The organism is Bradyrhizobium sp. Ec3.3 (assembly GCF_000472925.1).
GTDB lineage: Bacteria > Pseudomonadota > Alphaproteobacteria > Rhizobiales > Xanthobacteraceae > Bradyrhizobium.
In genome coordinates this window covers 1-18,140 of sequence record NZ_AXAS01000099.1, presented here as the reverse complement: position 1 = coordinate 18,140, position 18,140 = coordinate 1, and the positions used below count along the sequence as shown (strand labels likewise).

13 protein-coding genes and 1 pseudogene are annotated in these 18,140 nt (G+C 64.3%); 10 read left to right on the top strand and 4 right to left on the bottom strand.

Annotated features, from left to right (window positions below; all coding sequences use genetic code 11):
• Nucleotides 1–563: 563 nt before the first annotated feature.
• From YUU_RS0143540 to YUU_RS0143530, 3 genes are all read right to left on the bottom strand, one after another.
• The gene (locus YUU_RS0143540; protein ID WP_027527815.1) at nucleotides 564–1,295 is read right to left on the bottom strand and encodes a polysaccharide biosynthesis/export family protein; all 732 of its coding nucleotides are present in this window, start codon (nucleotides 1,293–1,295) and stop codon (nucleotides 564–566) included.
• Between the two features lie 254 nt (nucleotides 1,296–1,549).
• On the bottom strand, nucleotides 1,550–2,206 hold the full coding sequence (gene msrA / locus YUU_RS0143535; RefSeq protein WP_027527814.1) for a peptide-methionine (S)-S-oxide reductase MsrA: 657 nt from the start codon (nucleotides 2,204–2,206) through the stop codon (nucleotides 1,550–1,552).
• A gap of 135 nt (nucleotides 2,207–2,341) precedes the next feature.
• Complete coding sequence (locus YUU_RS0143530) at nucleotides 2,342–2,659, bottom strand: hypothetical protein (protein ID WP_027527813.1); 318 nt, start codon at nucleotides 2,657–2,659, stop codon at nucleotides 2,342–2,344.
• A 385-nt stretch (nucleotides 2,660–3,044) separates the two neighbouring features.
• On the opposite strand from YUU_RS0143530, the gene rpsT reads away from it, so the two are divergent.
• The 10 genes and pseudogenes from rpsT to murA all read left to right on the top strand — a co-directional run bounded on the left by rpsT (nucleotide 3,045) and on the right by murA (nucleotide 17,832).
• Entirely contained in the window at nucleotides 3,045–3,311 is a 267-nt protein-coding gene (gene rpsT / locus YUU_RS0143525) for a 30S ribosomal protein S20 (RefSeq protein WP_027527812.1), read from the top strand.
• Nucleotides 3,312–4,624: 1,313 nt separating this feature from the next.
• A complete protein-coding gene (gene dnaA, locus YUU_RS0143520; RefSeq protein WP_027527811.1) occupies nucleotides 4,625–6,043 on the top strand; it encodes a chromosomal replication initiator protein DnaA in 1,419 nt (472 codons plus the stop codon).
• A gap of 253 nt (nucleotides 6,044–6,296) precedes the next feature.
• Nucleotides 6,297–7,415: a DNA polymerase III subunit beta gene (dnaN, locus tag YUU_RS0143515; protein WP_027527810.1), complete on the top strand. Its 1,119-nt coding sequence runs from the start codon at nucleotides 6,297–6,299 to the stop codon at nucleotides 7,413–7,415.
• 327 nt (nucleotides 7,416–7,742) lie between these two features.
• Nucleotides 7,743–8,109 (top strand): annotated as a pseudogene (locus YUU_RS54040) (endonuclease domain-containing protein).
• Between the two features lie 74 nt (nucleotides 8,110–8,183).
• Complete coding sequence (recF, locus tag YUU_RS0143505) at nucleotides 8,184–9,320, top strand: DNA replication/repair protein RecF (RefSeq protein WP_027527809.1); 1,137 nt, start codon at nucleotides 8,184–8,186, stop codon at nucleotides 9,318–9,320.
• Nucleotides 9,321–9,443: 123 nt separating this feature from the next.
• Nucleotides 9,444–11,621 (top strand): hypothetical protein, encoded by a 2,178-nt coding sequence (locus YUU_RS0143500; protein ID WP_027527808.1) that lies wholly within the window; start codon nucleotides 9,444–9,446, stop codon nucleotides 11,619–11,621.
• A gap of 140 nt (nucleotides 11,622–11,761) precedes the next feature.
• A complete protein-coding gene (locus YUU_RS0143495) occupies nucleotides 11,762–12,559 on the top strand; it encodes a hypothetical protein (RefSeq protein WP_027527807.1) in 798 nt (265 codons plus the stop codon).
• Nucleotides 12,560–12,802: 243 nt separating this feature from the next.
• Nucleotides 12,803–13,432 carry a hypothetical protein gene (locus YUU_RS0143490; protein ID WP_371260591.1) on the top strand — a complete coding sequence of 210 codons (630 nt, stop codon included), beginning with the start codon at nucleotides 12,803–12,805 and terminating at the stop codon, nucleotides 13,430–13,432.
• A gap of 285 nt (nucleotides 13,433–13,717) precedes the next feature.
• Complete coding sequence (gene gyrB / locus YUU_RS0143485; RefSeq protein WP_027527805.1) at nucleotides 13,718–16,153, top strand: DNA topoisomerase (ATP-hydrolyzing) subunit B; 2,436 nt, start codon at nucleotides 13,718–13,720, stop codon at nucleotides 16,151–16,153.
• 383 nt (nucleotides 16,154–16,536) lie between these two features.
• Nucleotides 16,537–17,832 (top strand): UDP-N-acetylglucosamine 1-carboxyvinyltransferase, encoded by a 1,296-nt coding sequence (gene murA, locus YUU_RS0143475; protein WP_027527804.1) that lies wholly within the window; start codon nucleotides 16,537–16,539, stop codon nucleotides 17,830–17,832.
• A gap of 134 nt (nucleotides 17,833–17,966) precedes the next feature.
• On the opposite strand, the gene YUU_RS54035 is transcribed toward murA, so the two are convergent.
• The coding region (locus YUU_RS54035; protein ID WP_035664980.1) for a transposase at nucleotides 17,967–18,140 on the bottom strand (174 nt) is incomplete at its 5' end.

Here is an 18,140-nt window from a genome sequence, read left to right as displayed (position 1 = left end):
GGCCGGGACGAAGGAACGACCGCCAGGCACGAACAAAGGAACAGCCATGAAATGAGGAGAGACCCATCGACGATGTAATCTTACCCGCCGAGGTCTGCGAGAAGATAAGACGAGTATGGAGGATCGGTCTTCCCGGCGCATGCGAACACTGGTGACCCGAATGGCCCGGTCGAGGCCTGACCGCTAATCAGATCGCATGCGCGCTGATATCCATGATGGTCCGGAGCAACGCTCCAAACAGAGGCCGGATACATTGATGCAAGACCGCTCACCGCCAGGTCGTCGAAATCTTCTTGCAACGCGCGGCCGGACCATACATTCGGGTCAATCGCGTCGCTTCGTGCCCACAGGTATGGCTTCCGGTCAGCCCTGATGAGCGGACGTCTTCAGCGTCGGTCCGATGGGTCTCAAACGAGCCATAAACAGACGCGCTCTTTTGACTGCACCGCTGGGATGCGCCGACAGGCGCAGGCCTGGAATCCATCGCGCCTCGGAGGGCGTGGCAAAATGGATTCCGGGCTCGCGACTTCTTCGCGCCCCGGACTGACGGTGATGAGAGAGGATCAGAACCAGCGTTCGCCGACGTAGACGGTGTCGCCGGGGCCGACGGGAGTGCCGAGCGGCACCACGGCTCGCATCGCGCCGCCGGCATCGCTGCGGGTCACCGTGACCACGTCCCGTTTGGCGCGCGGCGAGAAGCCGCCAGCGATCGCGACGGCGCTTTCGACCGTCATGTTCGGCACGTAGGGATATTGGCCGGGCGCGGCGACTTCACCCAGAATGAAGAAGGGACGATAAGCCTCGATCTCGACCGCCACCGACGGTTCCCGGATATAGCCGTTGCGCAGCCGCACGCCGATTTCGGAGGCGAGCCCGGCCGTGGTGCGACCGCGCGCCGGCACCGCGCCGATCAGCGGCATGGTGATCGCACCGCCGGCATCGATCGCGTAGGTGTTGGTAAGACCTTCCTGGCCGTAGACCACGACGCGCAGCTTGTCGCCGGCATCGAGATGATAGGACGCGTCATAGCGCACCGGCATCGGCGCGGCATAGCCGACCGCTGCAGGCGCGGGAGCTGCGGCAAAGGAATTGCGGAGCGCGCCGATGGCGCCGCCACCGGAATTGTCGACGACGGCGACCGGTTGCGGCCCGGCGGGCTGGCCATAGGCCATGTAGTCGAGATCGCTGCGCGGCTGCGCGACCGCGACGGGACCGACGGTTTGCATGCAGCCGCCAAGGGCAAGCGCGGCGGACGCTGCCAGGATCGACAATCGAAACGCGTGCGCAACCCGCACTGGAGCCATCCCTTGAACCGAGATAGCTCCAGTCTTGCACCGGTTATGGTTAATAAAGCGTTGAGGGTCGTAGGGCCCGACAATGCGGACAACGGGCGCGGTGCGCTCCCTCTCCCGCTTGCGGGAGAGGGTTGGGATGAGGGTGCCTCCGCAATGAACGCTCTTTGAGTAGAGAGCCCTCACCCGCATTGCATCTCACGATGCAATGCGACCTCTCCCGCAAGCGGGAGAGGTGCACCGAGTTCGTGGCTAGATCACGCGCTCACACCGACGCCGATCGGACAGGACACGCCGGTGCCACCAAGGCCGCAATAGCCCGCCGGATTCTTGGCGAGATATTGCTGGTGGTAGTCCTCGGCGAAATAGAACTCGCCGGCGGGCGCAATCTCGGTGGTGATGGCGCTGAGCCCCTTGGCTGCGAGCGCCTTCTGATAGAGCGCACTGGACTCGTCGGCCGCCTTCTTCTGCGCATCGTTATAGGTGTAGATCGCGCTTCGATATTGCGTGCCGACGTCATTGCCCTGGCGCATGCCTTGCGTCGGGTTGTGGTTCTCCCAGAACGCCTTCAACAGCCGCTCGTAAGAGATCTTCTTCGGATCGTACACGACCAGCACCACCTCGGTGTGGCCGGTGCGGCCCGAACAGACCTCTTCATAGGTAGGATTGGGCGTATGGCCGCCGGCATAGCCGACCGCGGTGACGTAGACGCCCTCGCCGAGCTCCCAGAATTTGCGCTCGGCACCCCAGAAGCAGCCGAGCCCGAACACGGCCTGCTCGAGACCCGCGGGGTAAGGCGGCTTGAGCTTCTGGCCGTTGACGAAATGGGTGGTGGCGGTCGGTAAAGGCTGCGCACGGCCCGGCAGCGCCTCGGCTGCGCTCGGGAGTGCAGTGGTCTTGCGCATGAACAGCATGGTCGGATCTCCGAAACGAGCTGTCCGTCGCCCAAGCAGGGGCGCTTGAGGCGGCGTGCTCGCGATGCCAGTTGAATATAGGCATTTACGGCTGGAGAGGCAGCCCTGTTACGCCGCCTCCTTATCCAGGAGCGGTCAGTCCCGCGAATAGCCGATCAGGGGTTTCCGCGGCCGGAACAGGATCATCAGGAGGATGCCGAGAATGCCCAGCACGGCGAAAACCGGCTGGTCCAGCACCAGGCGGATCACCGAGGTCCATAGCCAGGGGGCCTTGGCCTCGACCCAGGTCCGAAATGCCTGCTGGCTGGACTGATGGATATCGTTCCAGAACTGGCCGAACCGGGTGAACCGCAGGGTCTGGTCCGCCACCCAGCGGGCGCCGTCATAGACCATGAAGATGAAGCCGCCAGCCAGCAGCAACAGGCCGATCAGTCGGAAAAAGCCGCGGATCATGCATCACCTTAATATGCCCGTCCGGCCGGGACGAGGCGAACGCCGCCAGCCAATACCGGGGCGAGAGCGGAAATTCAACCTCGTCAGTACGTTACGGCAGTTCCCAGGCTGGCAGGGGGGCCTTTGCGGCCTCCCGAAGCCGTTGACGGTGCCGCAGGCCCCCTCTATAAGGGCGCCAACTGGCGGCGGGCGCAATCCCGCCGCCGCTGTTCTTTGAGCCGTGTGAGGCAGCCGTATAAGGCAATGGCCGTAAGGCTGGCGCGCAAGCTCCGGGAATAGCCTTAGCAACCGAACACCCTAAAACCGAGCGTCGATTTCGCGGTTCAAGCAGCCGGCGCTAATCCGAGCAAGAAGCGACCGGTCACCGCAGAGGATTTTTGAGACTATGGCCAACACCACTTCCGCCAAGAAAGCGACGCGCAAGATTGCCCGTCGTACCGCCGTCAACAAGTCGCGTCGCACCCAGATGCGCGGCGCAGTCCGCACCGTCGAAGAGGCGATCAAGTCCGGCGATCGTGCCGCCGCGCTGAAGGCGCTGGCGAACGCCGAGCCCGCCCTGATGCGTGCCGCGCAGCGCAACATCATTCACAAGAACAATGCGAGCCGCAAAGTGTCACGGCTGACGCATCAGATCGCCAAGCTCGGCAAGTGATCCGACCGCACATCGCGGAACGCGGATGAAGCCCGGCACGCGCCGGGCTTTTTCTTTTTGTTGCTGCACGCGACGAATATCAGAGCGAGCCGGGGCTTCTGATTCAGAGCTCTGCGGCCGGAGCTCGTTGATACCTGGTCTTTGACAGAAGCGCGCCGATAGATACGAGCTCTTGGATGGGCTCTTGGATGGGCTCTTGGAAAAATTTTTCGGCGCGCTATTTTACCTCCCGTAGTTTACCTGCTGGCGATTCCGTCACACCGGAAACTTTCATCGCAGTTGCGAAAGGCCTGTGTGGCGCGGCAGAACGAATTTCTGCCTCGGCATTTGGACACCGTAGTTTCCACGGGAGCTGTGCAAAGACAGGGTTACCCTGCAAAACGAGACTCGAAAAACGATGTCTCGATAATCACTTATCCACATAGCGCCCCGAAGCATTTGGAAAATTGGCTCACACGGCACTCGCGTGACGCTTTTGTAAATTTTTTTTGCGCGCTGTCGGAGAATTGTCACATGACGCGCATTGCTTTCGATTCTGCACGGCGATTCAAAAACTTGGTTCTCGACCCTGTGAACAACTCCCGCGCCGCGTTAACGCAGATCAGGATTTAAGCTCCTCAACTGTGAATCAATTCCGTTGCGAGTCTCTGCGCATCGTGTATTTCTTAAAGCCGTCCGCAGCGCCCACGATCTTGAGACCAGCGCGGTTTTAGAAACGGGGCGAGCGTGCAAATCGGCGGCGGTGTGCACGTGGGCGACGCTTTACCAAGCGATTGTCGGTTTGAAACCCATAGCAATATGGGAAGGGTGGTTCTTTGTCGAAATGTCTCCTAGCGGGGCATTCGTGTCTCGTTCGCGTTCAGACGCAACGGAGAGACAGCGACGGGCGACCCGACAAGCGCGAAGGCAGCGCCACGCGGACGAGTTAGGAAAGACGGGCGGGCCTCGTGCTGGGAATGTGGAGTTCCTGCACGAAGTTCATAGGCGACACGCAGGACCTTGCCGTGAGCAATCACGGCAGGACGGGGAGGCACCATGTCGAACGAACGTAACGCGGTATTGAATCATATCTCTTCATCCAACGATGCCGTTTCGAGTTCGTCCTCCGACCAGCCTCCGGCGAGTCCTTGCGCGCTGAGTACGCGCTGACCTCGCGAACCCTCCATTCTTGACATCACTGGTCTGCCTCGCGGCGTTCGCGCCGAACGGATGACCTGTGCCTTCAGGATGGCCTCGCTTGAGGTCGTGCCGTGGCAGGAAACCTGCAACGGCACTCGCAACGCAACCTTATCTCCAAAGAAAAGTTACAAACAATGACATCGGAACAGGATCGCTGGTCACGCGTGAAGGGGCGGCTGCGCTCGAGCGTTGGCGAGGACGTGTACACGAGCTGGTTTGCACGCATGGATCTCGAAGGGGTGCAGGACGAGAGCGTGCGGCTGTCGGTCCCTACGCGCTTCCTGAAAAGCTGGATCCAGGCGCATTATGCCGAGCGCGTGCTCTCCTGCTGGCAGGCGGAGCTGCCGGAAGTGCATCGTATCGACCTCACCGTGCGCACCGCTGTGCGCCCGACCATCGCGCTCAAGGAAGCGCCGGCGCCGATCGAGGCCAAGCGCATGGACGGCCGCTCCTCGGCCGAGCTGCGCGCGACCGCGACCGCGCCGGTCTCCGCCAGCCATGACGCGCTCGGTGGCTCGCCGCTCGATCCGCGCCTGACCTTTGCAAGCTTCGTCGTCGGCCGCGCCAACACGCTGGCGCATGCGGCGGCACGCCAGGTCGCGGAAGGACGCCGCGGCGATCCCGTGATGTTCAACCCGCTCTACATCCATGCCGGCGTTGGCCTCGGCAAAACGCATCTGCTCCAGGCGGTGACCTGGGCCGGCAATTCCGGTAGCGAGCGCAAGGTGCTCTACCTCACCGCGGAAAAATTCATGTACGGCTTCGTCGCTGCGCTGAAGACGCAGACGGCGCTCGCCTTCAAGGAAGCGCTGCGCGGCATCGACGTGCTTGTCATCGACGATCTCCAGTTCCTCCAGGGCAAGTCGACGCAGGCCGAGTTCTGCCACACGCTGAATGCGCTGATCGATGCCGGCCGCCAGGTCGTGATCGCGGCCGACCGCCCGCCGTCCGATCTCGAGAGCCTGGACGATCGCGTTCGCTCGCGGCTCGCCGGCGGCCTCGTGGTCGAGATGGGATCGCTCGGGGAAGACTTGCGGCTTGGCATTCTCAGGTCGCGTGTCGCAGCCGCCCGCGCCCATCATGCAAGCTTCGACGTGCCCGAGGAGGTGCTGAACTATCTGGCGCGCACCATCACCCATAACGGCCGCGACCTCGAAGGCGCGATCAACCGGCTGCTTGCTCATTCGAAGCTCAACAACCAGCCGGTGACGCTGGAAATGGCCGAGCGCGAGGTGCGCGACCTGATCCGGCCGCAGGAGCCCAAGCGCATCAAGATCGAGGACATCCAGCGCGTGGTGGCGCGGCAGTATAATGTCAGCCGCTCCGACCTCTTGTCCTCGCGCCGTACCGCCAACGTGGTCCGGCCGCGGCAGGTCGCGATGTACCTCGCCAAGACGCTGACCTTGCGCTCGCTGCCGGAGATCGGCCGCCGCTTCGGCGGACGCGACCACACCACCGTGCTGCACGCAGTGCGCAAAATCGAGGCACTGGTCAGCAAGGATGCGGCGCTGTCCGAAGAGGTCGAATCCTTGAAGCGCCAGCTTCAGGAATAAACCCCTAAGGCCATTCCGACCTGCCATCGATCGTCCCGGCTTTGCCGCCGGGGCGAGGGGCAAAATCGGGATGTAAATCGTGGGGAACAGCACCCCAATCCCTTGAATCGGATGGCTTTACGCGCCACCTTGCGCGACCCTGACGGCTTTGATCATATCGGCTGGATGATCCGGCTTTGTCGGGTTTCTTCCGTGCCGCGGCGCCGCTTTCGGCCGCCCGGCTTTTCCATCCTGGGATCGGGCGGGTAGTGCAATGAAGGTTACGGTCGAACGCGCGCAACTCCTGAAATCGCTGGGCCACGTCCACCGCGTGGTCGAGCGCCGCAACACGATCCCGATCCTCGGCAACGTGCTGGTCCGCGCAGAGGGCGCGAAATTGTCACTGAAGGCGACCGACCTCGATCTCGAGGTGACGGAGACGCTCGCCGCCGAAACCGCGACCGCCGGTTCCACGACCGTGCCGGCGCACATGTTCTACGACATCGTGCGCAAGCTGCCCGACGGCTCGCAGATCGTGCTGGAAGGCGACGGCGACCGCTCGGTGCTGGCGATCCGCGCCGGCCGCTCGCGCTTCACGCTGCAGACGCTGCCGGAGAATGATTTTCCCGATCTTGCGGCCGGCGACATGTCGCACTCCTTCAATCTTGCCGCCAAGGACGTGAAGCGGCTGATCGACCGCACCCAGTTCGCGATCTCGACCGAGGAGACGCGCTACTATCTCAACGGCATCTATCTGCATGCCGCGGGCTCAGCCAAGGCTGCGACCTTGCGCGGCGTCGCCACCGACGGCCACCGCCTCGCCCAGCTCGATCTGGTGCAGCCCAAGGGCGCCGCCGGCATGCCTGGCGTGATCGTGCCGCGCAAGACCGTCGGCGAGGTGCAGCGCCTGATCGAGGACAGCGAGGCCGAAGTCACGATCGAGCTGTCGCAGGCCAAGATCCGCTTCACCATCGGCAATGTGGTGCTGACCTCAAAGTTGATCGACGGCACCTTCCCCGACTACGGCCGCGTCATCCCGCAGAACAACGACAAGGAACTGGTCGTCGACAAGAAGGATTTTGAGGCCGCGGTGGACCGCGTCTCGACGATCTCCAGCGAGCGCGGCCGCGCGGTGAAGCTCTCGCTCTCCGCCGGCAAGCTGGTGCTGTCGGTCACCAATCCGGATTCCGGCAGCGCGACCGAAGAGCTCGAGGTCGAATACGCCTCGGATGCGCTCGATATCGGCTTCAACTCGCGTTACCTGCTCGACATCGCCGCCCAGATCGAGGGCGAAGTCGCAACCCTCAAGCTCGCCGACCCGGGTTCACCGACCCTCGTCCAGGACCGCGACGACAAGAGCGCACTCTACGTGCTGATGCCGATGCGGGTGTGAGCCGCGTGGCTCCGCGTCGACGCCAAACTCATGAACCGATTGCGCTGCGTATTGCTGTGCCCTCTCCCCTTGCGGGAGAGGGCAGCTCTGCTCGTCGACACAACCTCACTCGGGTGAGGGGTCCTCTCTCCGCACCTGCAATGCGGAGGCAACCCCTCACCCGGCTTCGCTTCGCGAAGCCACCCTCTCCCACAAGGGGAGAGGGTGAAGCACCGGCTTTGCCTCACGCCAAAGACGTGATGCGCGTTGCTGTGCCCTCGCCCCTTGTGGGAGAAGGTGAAGGCACACCACCGCCGCTTCACGAACAGAGTGCGATGTGAGGGGTTGGTGCCGCAAGACCCGCATCATCGACCGACCGCCACGCATCTGCGTGAATTCGCGAAAGAAGATGCGACAAGAACCGACGGATGCAGAAGCCGCAATGTGGCGGCTGCTCAGGGATCGCCGGCTCTCCACTGTCAAGTTTCGCCGACAAGTTCCTTTCAAGAACTACATTCTCGATTTCGTCTGCTTCGAGAAGCGGCTTGTGATCGAGATCGACGGCAGTCAGCACGCAGAACTGCAAAGCGACACGAGACGCGATGCAGCGCTCGCCACGGAGGGGTTTCAAATCGCGCGCTACTGGAACAACGATGTGTTGCAACAACCCGCGGCCGTATTGGAGGACATCCTTGCAAAGCTCAGCGCGCGGTAAGATACCCCTCACCCGTCGCCTCACTTCGTGAGGCGCCACCCTCCCCCACGAGGGGGGAGGGTAAGAGGACCCACATGACCCCTTCCCGCATTCATCGCCTCACGCTGACGCAGTTTCGCAATTACCGGGCGGCGGGGCTCGAGACGACGGCTGACATGGTGGCGCTGGTCGGGCCCAATGGTGCGGGCAAGACCAATTGCATCGAGGCGATCTCATTTCTGTCGCCGGGCCGCGGCTTGCGACGGGCCACGCTGGAAGACGTCGCCGACAATCAGGGCGACGGCTCCTGGGCGGTCTCCGCGCAGGTCGAGGGCGCGCTTGGCCTTGCCACGCTCGGCACCGGCATCGATGCGCCGCGCGCCGACAGCGCGGCGAGCCGGCGCTGCCGCATCGACCGCGAGCCGGTCAACTCGGCGAGCGCCTTTGGCGACCACATCCGCATGATGTGGCTGACGCCGGCGATGGACGGCCTGTTCATGGGCGCGGCCTCGGAGCGGCGGCGCTTCTTCGACCGCCTGGTGCTTGCGATCGACAGCGAGCATTCCAGCCGCATCTCGGCGCTTGAACGATCCTTGCGCTCGCGCAACCGGCTCCTTGAAGTACGCAACTATGACGACCATTGGTGCGACGCCATTGAGCGCGAGACCGCGGAGCTAGCGGTCGCGGTCGCAGCGACGCGCGGCCAGACCGCGGCGAAGCTGACCGAGATGCTCAATGCCCGCGCGCAATCCTCCGCCTTCCCGTCGGCGCAAATCGCGCTCGACGGCTGGATGGAGAACGCGTTGCTCACAGAGACCGCGACCTCGGTCGAGGACCGCTACCGCCAGATCCTGCGCGGCAACCGCCCGCGTGATGCGATCGCCGGGCGCACCACAGACGGTCCGCACCTGACCGACCTCCAGGTCGTCTATGCGCCGAAAAGCATGCTGGCGCGCGATGCCTCGACCGGCGAGCAGAAGGCGCTGCTGATCGGGCTCGTGCTGGCGCATGCGACGCTGGTCGCCGAGATGACCGGCATCGCGCCGCTCTTGCTGCTCGACGAGGTCGTCGCGCATCTCGATCCCAACCGCCGCGCCGCGCTGTTTGCGGAACTGCAAAAGCTCGGCGCGCAGGTGTGGCTGACCGGCGCGGACCCGGCCGCCTTCGCCGAGATCGGCAGCTCCGGCGAGGTGTTCGACGTCGAGAACGGACGCATCACGGCGCGCCGGTAGGGTCTCACCGTTGAACCTGGCGGGTTCCCCCGGCGACTAGTCTCTTAAGGCCGCGCCGGCAGTGTCGCAGCCGTTGCAATCGCGCGAGGATTTTGGACGCGCGACATCCTTGGAGATTTGACGATGTCGACGGTAAGGCGCGGGGCGAAAGTTCCGGCACGATGGCGGCTGTTTGCGTGCGGCCTCGCTCTTCTCGCAAGCGGATCGATTTCGGCCAGGGCCGACGACGGCATCGTCGACGTCCACGGGCTTCCCAGGCTGGAGGGCGCGTTCGAGGACAATTCCCGCCCCGATCCCAATCGCATGCAGTATGGCGTGCCGACTGTGGTCGCGGTGACGCGCGCTGCCGTCAAGAAGATGCTCGCAGCCGACGGCTGGGTACCTTATGTCAGGCCGCTCGACGAAAACAATACCGGTCTCGTCTTCAAGAAGGGGCGGCAGGGACTGTCGGTCTCTTTCACGCAGTGGCTCGGTCGCCCCGACCAATCGGCGGTCTATTACTCCCCGGACCGCATTTATTCGAATGTGCCCTTCCCCGACGGCGCGATCGATCTCGTGTTCGACGAGACCCGGCCCTATCTCGGCTGCATCGCGCCCACCGCTTTCGATGCGACGCTGGCGTTCTACACGAAGGAAATGGCCGCCATCGGCTGGCGCAAGCTCACGCCCGAGACGGCCGCAAGCTGGCCGAATGCGGACCTGACCGAACCCATGCCGAACGGCGTCCGCGCGTTCTACGACCATCCCGATGACAACGCGACGGGATTCTATCGTCAGAAGCCGGTGATGCTGACGCTGATGCGCCGCGACGACGGCCGCACCAATGTCGAGATCAAGATCGCGCCGTTCGCCTTGCCGACCGATCTTCGCGCCGAGGACATGGCCGGTCTGCCGGCACCAACCCCTCGCAAGTCCGCAAGTGGCCGGGGCGATGCCCGATCGAACCGGCGCGAGCTGACGGTCGCCGCCCTTGCCGAACTGCCCGCCGTGCTCGCTTTCTACCATCGCGAATTTGCATCGCGCGGCTGGACCGAAGAGGGAAATGCACCTCTTGCCGCAGGCGATGACGTCGCGCTGAAATTCTCCTCGCCCGAGGAAGCCGGTGTGCTGCACCTTGGCCGCAAATATGATTTCACGATGATCACGCTGACCGCGCAGGTGAAGGAGTCCGTGCTGGCCGCCCGCGCCAAGGCAAAGAAGGACGCCGACGACCAATTCATGAAAGACGCGGAGCAGATGGCGAAACAAGTCATCGCCGCGGACGAAGTCAGGCGCAAGGCGCAGGCCGCTACGCTGTCCGATTCGCCGTTGCAGGCGCAGGCCGGCAGCACCACGCCGGTGCCATTGCCGGAGAACGCTCAGGAGGTGGATTTCAAGGGCGATGACGGCCGGCTCGAATTCAACTCCACCTCCAGCGTCAAGGCGATCACCACCTTCTACCGTGCAGCGCTGAAGCAGGCGGGCTGGAAGGAGCAGCCCTCGGTGATCAACCAGCCGAACATGGCGGTCCTCGAGTTCGCCAAGGGCGGCAAGACGATCTCGTTCACGGTGATGCAGATGGGCGCCAAGGTGAATGTCAGCGCCGGCGGGTCCGGCCTGCGCATGGCCGCGGCCAAGCCTGCGTCCACCGGCAAGCAGGCCGGCAGCGATCAGGCTGGCGCGCAGGCCAAAGCGTCCGAGCCGCTGGAGGCGGACCCGGAGTCCGCGCTGCCGGTGCCGAAGCAGCGCACGTCGACCTCGCTTGGCACGGCAAAATTGCCCGGCGTCGAGGCGCCGTTCCGCCGCGAGCTCGAAGCCAGCGTGCCTGCCGAGCTCAGCGACGTGCTCGCGTTCTATCGCGGCGAGCTCACCAAGCTCGGCTGGCAGGAGAAGCCGGATGGCGCGGTGGTCGCCGCCGATCGCGTGCAGCTCGCTTTCGCCTCGCCGCAGGGACCAGCCGTGCTGAAGCTCGGCCGCGCCAACGGTGAGACGTCGGTCAACCTGGTGCAGAAGAACCCGGACGCCGCGACGAAGGCGGACATCATGCCCAAGCCCGGACAGGCCAAGCTGCTGCTCGGCAACATGGGCAATCAGGAGGCACAGCTTACGATCAACAAGCAGACCGTCAAGATCGCCGCCGGCGCTGGCGGTCCGCAATCGCCGAAGGGCCCCATGCTCGATCTGCCGCCGGGCAAGTACCAGTATTCGCTGAAGGTCGCCGGCCACCCGGCCCGCACCGACAGCATCACGATCGCCGCGGGTGACGCCTGGGGCCTCATGGTGGGGCCGACCGGCGAGGTGCTGCCGCTCCAGATGTACTGATCCCGCCGGCTTTGCCTGTAACGGCCAGGTTGAACCAGGCCGGTTCGAGGGGCGACTAGTCGTCTAGAGGCTGCGGCCACCGTGTCGCAGCCTCTGCATCGCGCGAAGATCAAGAGGCGCGATATCCTTGGAGAGTAAGCATGACGATGGTAAGGCATCGGACGAAAGCCCCGGCACGGTGGCGGCTGTTTGCATGCGGCCTCTTCCTCCTGGCGAACTCGCCGATTGCGGCACGGGCCGACGACGGCATCGTGGACGTGGTGCAGGCCTATCGCGGCTGTATCGCACCGAGCCCGCTCGCCAGGATCAAGGCTGCGATCGGCTGGCAGAAGCTGACGCCAAAACCCGGCAAAGACATGCCCGTGCCGGCGGAATCCAGCTTCAGCGGCTTCAACACCACGGTGACGTACGGAATCAAGGAGCCGCTCCGGAGCACGCTGGAAGCTTGCGTGCCCGCCAAGCTCGGCAACGTGCTCGCCTTCTATCGCACCGAGCTCGGAAAGCTCGGCTGGCAGGAAAAGCCGGATGGCGCGGTGGTCGCCGCCGATCACGCGCAGCTTGCCTTCGCCTCGCCGCAGGGGCCGGCGCTGCTGAAACTCGGCCGCAAGAACGGCAACACCTCGGTCAATCTCGTGGCGAAGAATTCGGACGTTGCGACCAAGTCGAACATCATGCCCGAGCCCGGCGAGGCCGCGCTGGTCTTCGCCAATAGCAGCGACAACGAAGCCGTGCTCACCATCGACAAGCAGACGATCACGATCGCGGACAGCCAGCAACACGCGCTGCGGCTGGATCTGCCGCCGGGCGTGTATTCCTACGAGCTGCGCGTGGCAGGCCATCCAGCCCGCGCCGACACCCTCACGATTGCCGCCGAAGACACCTGGGAGCTTACGGTGGGACCCGATGGGAACGTACAGTCGCTGTTCCAGCTGTACTGAGCCCGACGGCCACCGGCTTTGCCTGTAACGGCCGGGTTGAACCTGTCCGGTTCGTGGGGCGACTAGTCGTCTAGAGGCTGCGGCGCCTCTGCGTCGCGCGAAGATCAAGATGCGCGACATCCTTGGAGAGTAAGCATGACGACGGCAAGGCATCGGACGACAGCCCCAGCACGATGGCGGCTGTTTGCATGCGGCCTCTTCCTTCTCGCAAGCTGCCCGCTTCCGGCACAGGCCGAGGGCTGGGTGCAGCACCTGTCGCGGCTGGGGGCCGGACCACTCAAGCTCGATCCCAATGTCGATCTGCCCGTGCCGACCCGGATCAGCCACAGATCGTTCACCTCCAACTATGCTGACGGCGTTAAGGCCCCGATCCGGCGCACGCTCAAAGCCAGCATACCCGCCGAGTTCGGCGACGTGCTCGTGTTCTACCGCACCGAGCTGGCGAAGCGCGGCTGGCAGGAACTGGCAGATGGCGCCGCCGTTGCGGCCGAGCAGGCGGAGCTCTCGTTCAAATCCCCGGAGGGGCCGGCCACCCTGAAGCTTGGTCGCGCGAAGGACGAGACCACGGTCGATCTGGTGCAGCGGAATGCGGAGGCCGCGGCCAAGGCCAATTTCCTGCCGCTGCCCGGACAAGCGCGGCTGATATTCGGCTATCTCGTGCCGGACGTGGCTTCGCTCGCGATCAACGATCAAACTATCAAGATCGCGGGCGGCGAAAATCACCCACAAACGCTGGATCTGCCGCCCGGCACGTATTCCTACCAGCTGCTCGTGTCGGGCCATCCGGTCGGCACCAATACCATCACTGTGGCCTCAGGCGAGGCTTGGTCCCTCGGGGGAGACAACGGCGATAAGCCCTCCCGGATTTACTGAACCCCAAAGCCTTCCCCGGGGCGCCCACGGCGCCTCGGAACCGGCGCCGTCACACCGGGAAAATGCGGTCGTTCTCGACGCGAGAAAGCACCCTCGAATCGGGCTTTTTGCAGCGCCCAGAATCAGTCTTCGAACGCCTTGAAAACTGCCTAAAAAACCCTATCTGATCAAAGGGTTGTGGGAGGATACTTTGCGCTAGGCGCAATCCCTCTTTCATGGCACAAATACCTCCCAAATCAGCGCCCTTTGCGCTGCTGATTCGGGCGACATCCTCGAAGGCCTCTCATGACAGAACCTGCTCGGCAGCCGCGTGCCGAAAACGAGCCCTCCAACGCGAGCGAATACGGCGCGGAATCGATCCGCGTGCTCAAGGGGCTCGATGCCGTCCGCAAGCGCCCGGGCATGTATATCGGCGACACCGACGACGGCTCGGGCCTGCATCACATGGTCTACGAGGTCGTCGACAACGCGATCGACGAGGCGCTCGCGGGCCACGCCACGCGCGTCGACGTGATCCTCAATGCCGACAATTCCGTCACCGTGCGTGACGACGGCCGCGGCATTCCCGTCGACATCCACAAGGGCGAAGGCATCTCGGCGGCCGAGGTCATCATGACCCAGCTCCACGCCGGCGGAAAATTCGACCAGAATTCCTACAAGGTTTCCGGCGGCCTGCACGGCGTCGGCGTCTCCGTCGTCAACGCGCTGTCGAGCAAGCTCGGGCTTCGCATCTGGCGCGACGACAAGGAGCACTACATCGAGTTCGCCCATGGCGATGCCGTCGCGCCGCTGAAGGTCGTCGGCGATGCGCCGGGCAGGCGCGGCACGGAAGTGACGTTCCTGGCCTCGACCGAAACCTTCAAGAACGTCGAGTATGATTTCGCGACGCTCGAGCATCGCCTGCGCGAACTCGCCTTCCTCAACTCCGGCGTCAACATCATCCTCTCCGACATGCGCCATGCGGTCGAGAAGCGCGAGGAGATGCATTATTCCGGCGGCGTCGAGGAATTCGTCAAATATCTCGACCGCAACAAGAAGGCACTCGTGCCCTCGCCGATCATGGTGCGCTCGGAAGCCAATGGCATCGGCGTCGAGGCGGCGCTGTGGTGGAACGACAGCTACCACGAGAACGTGCTATGCTTCACCAACAACATCCCGCAGCGTGACGGCGGCACCCATCTCGCCGGCTTCCGCGGCGCGCTGACGCGCCAGGTCAACGGCTATGCCGAGGCCAACGCGAAGAAGGAAAAGATCGCGCTGACCGGCGATGACTGCCGCGAAGGCCTGACGGCCGTGCTGTCGGTGAAGGTGCCGGATCCCAAGTTTTCGTCGCAGACCAAGGACAAGCTGGTGTCCTCGGAAGTGCGTCCCGTGGTCGAGAACGTGCTCAACGAGGCGCTTGCGGCGTGGTTCGAGGAGCACCCCAGCGAAGCCAAGATGATCGTCGGCAAGGTGATCCAGGCCGCCGCTGCCCGCGAGGCCGCGCGAAAGGCGCGCGAGCTGACGCGCAAGAGCCCGCTCTCGGTCTCCTCGCTGCCCGGCAAGCTCGCCGATTGCCAGGAGAAGGATCCGGCGAAGTCCGAGCTGTTCATCGTCGAGGGCGACTCGGCAGGCGGCAGCGCCAAGCAGGGCCGCAATCGCGAGTTCCAGGCGGTGCTGCCGCTGCGCGGCAAGATCCTCAACGTGGAACGCGTGCGCCCCGACAAGATGCTGTCGAGCGAGCAGATCGGCACGCTGATCACCGCGCTCGGCACCGGCATCAGCGACGATTTCTCGGTCGAGAAGCTGCGCTATCACAAGATCATCGTGATGACGGACGCCGACGTCGACGGCGCCCACATCCGCACGCTTCTGCTCACCTTCTTCTATCGGCAGATGCGCGACATCATCGACGGCGGCTATCTCTATATTGCCCAGCCTCCGCTCTATAAGGTCACGCGCGGCAAGTCCGAGCAGTACCTGAAGGACGAGCGCGCGCTCGAGGACTATCTGATCGACGCCGGGCTCGACGATTGCGTGTTCGTTCCCGGAACCGGCGGCGATCGCACCGGCCGCGACCTGCGCTCGCTGGTTGACGACGCCCGCGTCGTCCGCAGCATCCTGCGCAATTTGCACAGCCGCTATAACCGCAAGGTCGTCGAGCAGGCCGCCATCACCGGCGTGCTGAACAAGTCGATCTACGGCAATCCCGAGAACGCCACGGCCGCCGCGCAATACATCGCCAGCCGGCTGGACAACCAGGCCGAAGAGGTCGAACGCGGCTGGGTCGGGCAATTCGTCGAGGGCCAGGGCTTCCTGTTCGAGCGCACCGTGCGTGGCGTCAAGGAAGCGGCTATCATTGACGACGCGCTGCTCGGCTCGGCCGAGGCCCGCAAGCTCGACGAGTACACGACGAAGCTCCAGGACGTCTACGCCCGCTCCGGCAAGCTGCGACGCAAGGACAGCGAGCACGTCGTCCACGGCCCGGTCGACCTGTTCGAGGCGGTCACCGATTCCGGCCGCAAAGGCATCACGCTGCAGCGCTACAAAGGTCTGGGCGAGATGAACCCGGAGCAGCTCTGGGAAACCACGCTGGACACCGAAGTGCGCTCGCTACTCCAGGTGAAGGTCAAGGAGGTCGACGAGGCCGACGACATCTTCACCAAGCTGATGGGCGATGTGGTCGAGCCGCGCCGCGATTTCATCCAGGAACACTCGCTAAGCGCAACGATCGATATCTGAGGCGAAGCGGCTTCGGATTATGTCTGCTGGCCACGGCGTCGCTGCACCTCTCCCGCTTGCGGGAGAGGTCGGCGCGAAGCGCCGGGTGAGGGCTTTCTCCTCTTGGGGAGTGCCCCGTTGTGGAGACACCCTCTCCCCGCCCCTCTCCCGTAAGCGGGAGAGGGGGCTCCTTCCTGGCGATGGGCGTGCTGATGCTGATCGTCATCCTTTATGTGGTGGCCAATATCATCGGCTTGTTCTAAACGCCGGGTCCAGCGGGCCTGTTCGGGGCCAATGAGCGGCCTCCCGCCGCGACAAGTGCAGAATTGCTACCCTGCTCAATTCTCGGTAGTTTCCGCTCCCGAAGCAGCCCGCCCCACAGCAACAGGACGGAGAAAACCGACGTGGCGCCCATTCAATATATCGTCGAGGGCGGTCACCGGCTCTCGGGCTCGATCGAGCCGTCCGGCAACAAGAACTCGGCGCTGCCGATCATCGCGGCTGCCCTGCTCACCGAACATCCGGTGACGCTTCAGAACGTGCCGCGCATCCGCGACACCGAGACGCTGGTCGAACTGATCCGCTCGGTCGGCGCGTCGGCCGAATGGCGCGAGCGCAACACGCTCGTCATTCACGCCAAGAGCATCCGCGCCGCCGATCTCGATCCCGAGCTCTGCGTCCGCATCCGCGCCTCGATCCTGCTCGCGGGCCCCCTGCTCGCCCGCTGCGGTGAGGTGATGCTGCCGCCGCCCGGTGGCGACGTCATCGGCCGGCGCAGGCTGGACACGCATGTGCTGGCGCTGGAACAGTTGGGCGCCAAGGTCACCGCGACCGACCGGCTCGAGTTTCGCGCGCCAAAGCTGACCGGCGCCGACGTGTTCCTGGACGAGCCGAGCGTCACCGCGACCGAGAACGCGCTCGTTGCGGCCGTGGCTGCCGACGGCGTCACCTATTTGCGCAACGCGGCCTCCGAACCGCATGTGCAGGACCTCGCCAATTTCCTGGTCGCGCTCGGCGCGAAGATCGAGGGCATCGGCACCAACACGATGATCGTTCATGGGCAGGCGCCGCTCGGTTCGGCGACCTACGCGATCCAGCCCGACCATATCGAAGTCGGCTCGCTGATCGGACTTGCCGCCGTGACGCGCTCGCCCCTGCGCATCGTCCGCGCAGGCGTCGAGCATCTGCGCTCGATCCGCATGGGTTTTGAGCGGCTCGGCATCGTCTGTCGCGTCGAGGGCGACGACCTGATCGTGCCCTCCAACCAGACGCTGAAGATCCAGGACGATTTCGGCGGCCACGTGCCGAAGCTGGAGGACCAGCCCTGGCCGGCCTTCCCGGCCGATTTGATGTCGATCGCGATCGTCACCGCCACGCAATGCGAAGGCGTGATCCTGATGTTCGAGAAGATGTTCGAATCGCGGATGTTCTTCGTCGACAAGCTGATCGCGATGGGCGCGCGCATCGTGCTGTGCGATCCGCACCGCGCGATCATCGCGGGACCCAGCCGCCTGCGCGGCGCCTCGATGATCTCGCCCGACATCCGCGCCGGCATGGCGATGCTGCTTGCGGCAGTCTGCGCCGAGGGCACCTCGACGATCAACAATGCCGACCAGATCGAGCGCGGCTATGAGCGCATCGACGAGCGGCTGAACGCGCTCGGCGCCAGGATCAAGCGCGTGCCGGAACGGAAGAGCTGAGGGCTATGACGTCCCTTCTCCCCTTGTGGGCCTGTTGCGTTACTGGCTTTTGAGGCCAAGACAGGTCAGGGAAGAAGCTAGTTGTCGGAGTAGCGGGCCGACGATGGAGCGGCTCATGCTCCTCGGCGGGCGGTTCACGCAGCGATTGCGGCCCACCGCCTCATGTTGAACGCGATGGAGGCGAGCAGAACCTGCCCGTTTGCCTTGATGAGGCCGACGTATCGGATGCAAGTCAATCGCATGCGGCGTTTGAGGGTGGCGAAGGTCGTCTCCACCTGCGCTCGCCGTCGTGCGATGAGAAGGTTGTA

What these genes read in the sequence shown, in the direction of transcription:
- msrA (WP_027527814.1), bottom strand. Translation starts at nt 2,206, where the DNA reads ATGCTGTTCATGCGCAAGACCACTGCACTCCCGAGCGCAGCCGAGGCG.
- YUU_RS0143495 (WP_027527807.1), top strand. Translation starts at nt 11,762, where the DNA reads ATGACGATGGTAAGGCATCGGACGAAAGCCCCGGCACGGTGGCGGCTG.
- gyrB (WP_027527805.1), top strand. Translation starts at nt 13,718, where the DNA reads ATGACAGAACCTGCTCGGCAGCCGCGTGCCGAAAACGAGCCCTCCAAC.
- YUU_RS0143530 (WP_027527813.1), bottom strand. Translation starts at nt 2,659, where the DNA reads ATGATCCGCGGCTTTTTCCGACTGATCGGCCTGTTGCTGCTGGCTGGC.
- rpsT (WP_027527812.1), top strand. Translation starts at nt 3,045, where the DNA reads ATGGCCAACACCACTTCCGCCAAGAAAGCGACGCGCAAGATTGCCCGT.
- dnaA (WP_027527811.1), top strand. Translation starts at nt 4,625, where the DNA reads ATGACATCGGAACAGGATCGCTGGTCACGCGTGAAGGGGCGGCTGCGC.
- dnaN (WP_027527810.1), top strand. Translation starts at nt 6,297, where the DNA reads ATGAAGGTTACGGTCGAACGCGCGCAACTCCTGAAATCGCTGGGCCAC.
- recF (WP_027527809.1), top strand. Translation starts at nt 8,184, where the DNA reads ATGACCCCTTCCCGCATTCATCGCCTCACGCTGACGCAGTTTCGCAAT.
- YUU_RS0143500 (WP_027527808.1), top strand. Translation starts at nt 9,444, where the DNA reads ATGTCGACGGTAAGGCGCGGGGCGAAAGTTCCGGCACGATGGCGGCTG.